Raw genomic sequence first — 6,617 nt, forward strand, 5'->3', positions numbered from 1 at the left:
AAGACGTTTGGCGGTTTGCAGCCGTTTCCAACCAAAATGAGCCAGACTGGAGCAAATCCCCCCTCCCCCCCAACCTAGTTGCGATAATACCCTTTATCGCAACTAGGTTGGCATCCGAAAAACAGGGCATTTTGTCGAAGTTCCTTAATTAGGAGAATCCCGCCTTCCACGCCCACCTTGCCTCCAAAAAGTATCCTTATTCAGGTTACTGAGAGTCCCTTAATTGGGTTACAGGCCGCCCGTTTCACCCAAGCTTAGAGCCTGTTTGGAAATTCGGTGAGGGTGTGATTCAAGCCCTGGATGTGGACGCCAGAGCAGAGAGGCCGGATGGCCAGTATCACCCGCAAGACGAAGCGCTATCCGTCTGACATGACGGATGAGGAATGGGCGCGGATCGCGCCACTGATGCCTGAGCCTGGGCGCATGGGACGTCCGCGGGAAATTGAATTCCGCGAAGTGATCAACGCGGTGCGCTATCTGGTCCGCTCGGGCTGTGGCTGGCGAATGTTGCCGATCCATTTCGGGCATTGGCGAACGGTCTATGGCTGGTTCCGGGAACTGGCGCGGCGTTTCCTGTTTCAGACGATCCACGATGTTGAATTGATGCTCGATCGGGAGCGGATGGGTCGTGAAGCCAGTCCGTCGGCCGGGGTGATCGACAGCCAAAGCGTCAAGGCGCCTCATGCAAAGACAAGGGGTTATGACGCCGGCAAGAAAGTGGTCGGGCGCAAGCGGCATATCGCCGTCGATACGGACGGGCGCCTGCTGATGCTCAACCTGACACCGGCCGACATCTCCGACAGCGCAGGCGCACAGATGATCCTGGATGCGATCCGTAAACGCTGGCCCTGGGTGAAGCACCTGTTTGCCGATGGCGCCTATGACCGCCTCCAACTGATGGACAAGGCGGCTTATCTGGAGTTCGTCGTCGAGATCATCCGCCGCCGTAACGGGGCTAAAGGCTTCGAGGTTCTGTCCCGACGCTGGGTCGTCGAACGGACGTTCGGTTGGATGACCCGCTGGCGACGCCTCGTGCGCGATTACGAGCGCCGCATCGATGTCTCGCAGGCCATGATCTTCGTCGCCATGGGGGCCAATCTCATCCGAAGAAACGCTCATCCATGACTTTCCAAACAGGCTCTGAAGTCAGAAAGCATGAAATAAAAATATCTATTTTACATCTTCCATGATATAAACTGAATCAGCCACGGACATATCAGGACAGGGTCTGTCGGACCCGTTCCCGTGGCCTGCTTCCGGACGCCCGGAATTCTCATGCGGATCATCGTGCCCGCACTCAGGATGCACCGATCCGCCTTTGGAAGGAATGACCCATGGCCAAAGGACACAAACGCGGCAACCGCGAATTCAAAAAACCTAAAGCTGTCAGGAAGGTAAGTCCTGAAGCCGAAATCGCGCTGCTGCAGCTCCGGGGCAAGATGCCTCCTGCAAAAGCCGCTAAAAAATAGGGGGTTTTGCGCGCAATTCCATCACCTGGTTTCGGTCTGACAGACCGGCATCAGAAGACAGCGCCCCTTTACGGGGCACGGCTCCGGGCCCTTCCGTCTGTTGTGCCGGGTGGAAAACCTCTGGCTTTACAACTGGCTTAGTGACATTCTGACAAACGATTATCGTCACGAAAATCAGTGACAGAGAAAATGTGTTTCAAAAAGCATTCTCACAGAAAAACAGGACAGATAATCCATGCCTACCCCTTTACCCGTCGGCGCTCAGGCTAAGACAGAAGCCGCTTCCTTTCAGATTGCCTCTGGCACCGGCCGCGTGGAATTCATTGTTTCAGATGAAGCTCTGGAAGCTGCCGCCTGTCTCGCCAGGCCCTCCACCGCGGCGGCCCGCCAGCATGCATTCCAGAGATTTCGCGTCCTGATCGATGCCGCCGCAAAGCTGAAACTGGCCCGCTCCGGAAAAACAGCCGGCGCGACCCTGTTCCTCAGCAGCGAGGATCTGCGTCACGTCCCGCACGAAAAAGGCATGCCGGTCTTCGGACACGTGCCACGCCCGGTCCTCGTTCCGCCTTCCGTTCCTTCAGACGCAGTGCATGCCTCCTGAGCGCTGTACGGGTCTTCTCGGGGCTCTGCCCTGAAACCCGGCAGGGACCACAGGCCCCTGCACCCCTGATTTATTAAACAAAACGGTTGGCAAAGGTCCGTGATCTTTGCCGGGTCCGGGCAGCGCCCGGAGTCCAGTTTATTGTTGCGCCTGCCATGACATTGGGATACTATAACGAAAAGACAAAGACCCAGGCAAAACTCTGTGTTTTCACCAGGTTTTCCCGCACGGACATGAGTTTCCATGTCAGTTCTGTGACATGAAATAAAAGATTGCGGCAATTTTCTGATACAATTGAGGCACGTCAATGATTTTTGTTTTTGTTGGCCATAACTGAACCCTATGTCAGACGTCCGCCGGTCCCTTTTTCGTGCTGTTCGTGCACGCAACGCACTGATCATGTGTGCGGGCGTGGGGGGGGGTTGCGGCTTTCGGAACCCCGGCCCGCGCGGATGACGATGACGAACTCGCGGCCATCAAGGCGCAGATCCGCAGTCTTGAAACCCGCGTCGTCGCCATCGAAAAGCACCGTCATGCCCGGCATGAGACCGGCAGCACGGCGGGGCAGGGACGGCAGCACACCGCGCTGTCGGAAAGACCCTCCGCCAGACGAAACGTTGCGCTGCGGAACGGCGCAGGGGCCGAAGACGATACCCCGCTCGAACAGCCTGTCAGATTTTCCAACGGCGAACCGCCTGCTGAATCGGCGCACACGCCGTTCTTCCATCTCGGCGGACCGCCGGGCGGATCGCAGCTGGCGGCCGCGCAGGAGCAGAAATCGTCCATCGATCTCAGCTCATCCAGCCCGCTCGCCATCACCCAGACGTCGGTCGACCGCCTGCCGCCGGTGTTCAGCATCGGAAATATCTCCGTCAGGATCGGCGGCTTTCTTGAACTCTCGAATATCTGGCGTGACTCGAATCTGACCAGCGGCCCGGCGACGGCCTGGAATAACTTCCCCTACGCCAACAGTCCCAATCATGGGCTGAGTGAGGAACGTCTCTCCGCCCAGCTCAGCCGCCTGTCCACGCTGCTGGAGGCCAATCCGAGCGCCTCCACCCGGCTTCAGGCCTATATCGAGTCCGATTTCGGCGGTTCCGGCGGCTCGACCAACAGCGTGCAGATCAACGGCTACGTGCCGCGCCTGCGTCAGGGTTACTTCACCTTCACGCAGAAGGACTGGGGCTTCCATCTGCTGATGGGCCAGGCCTGGAGTCTGACGACCGGCTACGCGAAGGGCGTCCTGCCCAGGAACGAACAGCTTCCGGCCGTCACCGACAACAACCAGATCCCCGGCATCACCTTCACCCGCGTGCCTCAGATCCGGATCGGCAAGGACTGGGGGCAGAAATACTGGCTGGCTCTGTCCATTGAAGACCCGCAGGCCACCGTCGGTTACTCCTCCACCCTCTCGTCGGGCGGCAGGCTGCCTGCGGTGGGCGACAACGCCGAAGGTCCGCGCGTCTATTACGCCAATGCCGGCGGCGTTCTGCTCAATCCCGACACCCAGTACACCGACAACCCCGTTCCCGACATCGTCCTGAAGGGCGCTGTCGATACTTCCGTCGGTCATTACGAGGTCTTCGGTCTGGCGCGCTGGTTCCGCTCGGTCATTCAGTCCCCGGGCGCAAACCATACCCATAAGGACACGCAGTTCGGTGGTGGTGTCGGCGGCGGCATGACCGTGCCGCTCGGCACTCCGAAACTCCAGCTGACCGGCAACGTCATCGCCGGTGAGGGCATCGGCCGCTACGGACCTTCCCTCCTGCCGGATACGACCTTCAACAGTCGCGGACAGCTCACCCCTGTTCCCGAAATGCGCGGCGCGCTCGGCCTGATCGGACATCCCGACAAATCGGTCCTGCTGTACCTCTACGGTGGCGTGGAAACGGCGGGACGCCGTCGCTACACCGCCGCTGACGGCAATCAGTACGGATACGGTGTCAACGATCAGAATCTCGGCGGCTGCGATATCGAATTCGGAACCTGCAACGCGCAGACCCGGACGCTCGCCTCTTTCACGACCGGCGGGTGGTGGCATTTCCTGGACGGCCAGTGGGGCAGCGTCATGGGAGGTGTCCAGTACACCTATATCCGGAAGTTTGCCTTCCGCGGCAATGACGGCATGGGAAACAGTGTCTACCCGACCACCACGGGCAACACCGTCTATGTCACCTTCCGATATCTTCCGTTCCAGTAACGGAATTTCAGCAATCAGACCGGAGAGACAGACATGTCATACACAGTTGGTACCTATCTCGCTGAACGCTTTGCACAGATTGGTCTGAAACATCACTTCGCTGTGGCGGGTGATTACAATCTCGTATTGCTCGACCAGCTTCTGAAAAACAAGGACTGCGAACAGGTCTGCTGTTCCAATGAGCTGAACTGCGGTTTCTCTGCCGAAGGCTACGCCCGCGCGAACGGCGCCGGGGCCGCCGTCGTCACCTTCAGCGTCGGCGCGCTTTCGGCGCTCAACGCCATCGGCGGCGCGTATGCCGAGAATCTCCCCGTCATCCTGGTCTCCGCCGCGCCGAACTCCAACGATCACGGCAGCGGCCATATCCTCCACCACACCATCGGCACGACCGATTACGGCTATCAGCTCCGCATCGCAAAGGAACTGACCTGCGCGGCTGTTTCCATCATCTCCGCCGAAGACGCGCCGGAGAAGATCGACCACGTCATCCGCACGGCTCTGCGCGAGAAAAAGCCGGCCTATATCGAGATCGCCTGCAATGTGTCGGCTCAGCCCTGCCGTGCTCCCGGACCGATCTCCGCCGTCATCGGCGAGCCTGCTTCCGATTCGCAGACGCTGGACGCGGCCATCAAAGCCGTCTCGGCTTTCATTGAAAGCAAGGCGAAGCCCGCCATCCTGATCGGCAGCAAACTGCGCGCCGCCGGTGCGGAAGACGCCGCCATCCGCCTCGCCGATGCTCTCGGCAGTGTCGTGGCGACCATGGGTGCGGCCAAGAGCTTCTTCCCGGAAGATCACGCGAACTATATCGGCACGTTCTGGGGCAGCGCCAGCTCGCCGAAAGTCAGCGACATCTTCAACTGGGCTGACAGCGTTATCGCTGTGGGCTGCATCTTTAACGATTACTCCACTGAGGGCTGGACCGCCTGGCCGAAGGGTGCGACGGTCGTCACCGCCGACAAGGAAGTGACGAAAGTCGGCGACCAGACCTTCACCGGCATCCATCTGCGTGATCTGCTCGACGGCGTTGCGAAACATTTCGCCGGCAAGGCGAAAAAGGACGCCACCATGGTCGAATATCGCCGTGTTGGTGGCGGCGAGACCGAAACCGCGCCCGAGACCACGAAGAAGGACGGCAAGCTGACGCGCGAGCACATCCAGCGTGCCCTGCAGTCCATCGTCACGCCTGACACCACCATCTTCGGTGAGACCGGCGATTCATGGTTCAACGTCGCCCGTACGAAACTTCCCCGTGGTGCCCGCGTGGAATACGAAATGCAGTGGGGCCATATCGGCTGGTCGGTGCCTGCCATGTTCGGCTATGCCGTCGCCGCGCCGCAGCGCCGGAACATCCTGATGGTCGGTGACGGTTCCTTCCAGTTCACGGCTCAGGAAGTCGGCCAGATGACCCGGCGCAAACTGCCGGTCATCATCTTCCTGATCAACAATGCCGGTTACACCATCGAAGTGGAAATCCACGACGGGCCTTACAACAATATCAAGAACTGGAACTATGCCGCCGTCGTCGAGGGCTTCAACGCCCAGGACGGCAACGGCAAGGGTCTGCGCGCCACGACCATCGGCGAGCTGGACGAGGCCGTCAGAGTCGCGCTGGACCACAAAGGCGGTCCGGTTCTGATCGAATGCGTCATCCCGCGTGACGACTGCACAAGCGAGCTGATTTCCTGGGGCCGGCACGTGGCTACGGCCAATGGTCGTCCCCCGGCGAAATAACCCGCCCGCTGCTTTGCGGACAGGCGGCCTCCGGGCCGCCTGTTTCGTCTCGGAATATCCCTTACGGTCTCATCAGGAGTGCTCATGCCGCCCATAAACTCTCCAGCAAGCGCGCCCGCGAGCGCGCCGGCCGGAACGCCGGCTCCCCAGCCGCAGAAGCTCCAGCCGCTTTATGTGCTGGCCTGGTTTCTCTGTGCGCTGTTCTACTTTTATCAGTACGCCATTCGCTCAGCGCCCGGCATTATGCAGAATGAGCTGACCACCGCCTGGGGCAACAGCCATCTCGGCCTGATGATCACCTCCTATTACATCGTCTATGCCCTTATGGCGCTCGTCGTCGGCGTTCTGCTCGACCGTTACGGCGCGCATGCCGTTCTTCCCGGCTTCATCGCCATCACCGGCATGGGCTGTCTCATCTTCGCCCAGGGCAGCGCCGCTGCCGGCGTCGGCGGCTACATCATTCAGGCCATCGGTGCGATCTGCGCATTCGTCGGCGCCTCCTACGTCGCCGCCCGCTATCTGCCCGCCCGCACGCTCGCTCTTTTCGTCGGTCTCACCCAGTGTCTTGGCATGGCCGGCGCCGCGTTCGGCTCCAAGCCGACCCGCATGCTCATCG

General features: G+C 60.2%; 6 protein-coding genes. All 6 read left to right on the forward strand.

Annotated features, from left to right (window positions below; all coding sequences use genetic code 11):
- Nucleotides 1–300 precede the first annotated feature (300 nt).
- Entirely contained in the window at nucleotides 301–1,125 is an 825-nt protein-coding gene (locus GXY01S_RS16095; RefSeq protein WP_082770945.1) for an IS5 family transposase, read from the forward strand.
- 209 nt (nucleotides 1,126–1,334) lie between these two features.
- On the forward strand, nucleotides 1,335–1,469 hold the full coding sequence (locus GXY01S_RS19135) for a hypothetical protein (protein ID WP_255210486.1): 135 nt from the start codon (nucleotides 1,335–1,337) through the stop codon (nucleotides 1,467–1,469).
- A gap of 235 nt (nucleotides 1,470–1,704) precedes the next feature.
- Entirely contained in the window at nucleotides 1,705–2,070 is a 366-nt protein-coding gene (locus tag GXY01S_RS17640; protein ID WP_082770946.1) for a DUF1488 family protein, read from the forward strand.
- Nucleotides 2,071–2,473: 403 nt separating this feature from the next.
- Complete coding sequence (locus GXY01S_RS16105; protein ID WP_061276768.1) at nucleotides 2,474–4,270, forward strand: hypothetical protein; 1,797 nt, start codon at nucleotides 2,474–2,476, stop codon at nucleotides 4,268–4,270.
- A 33-nt stretch (nucleotides 4,271–4,303) separates the two neighbouring features.
- Nucleotides 4,304–6,001, forward strand: coding sequence for an alpha-keto acid decarboxylase family protein (locus tag GXY01S_RS16110; RefSeq protein ID WP_061276769.1), 1,698 nt, complete (start codon nucleotides 4,304–4,306; stop codon nucleotides 5,999–6,001).
- Nucleotides 6,002–6,085: 84 nt separating this feature from the next.
- Nucleotides 6,086–6,617 (forward strand): MFS transporter (locus tag GXY01S_RS16115; protein WP_156470341.1); only part of this gene is annotated, 532 nt, incomplete at its 3' end.

Source organism: Komagataeibacter xylinus NBRC 15237 (genome assembly GCF_001571345.1).
Lineage (GTDB): Bacteria > Pseudomonadota > Alphaproteobacteria > Acetobacterales > Acetobacteraceae > Komagataeibacter > Komagataeibacter xylinus.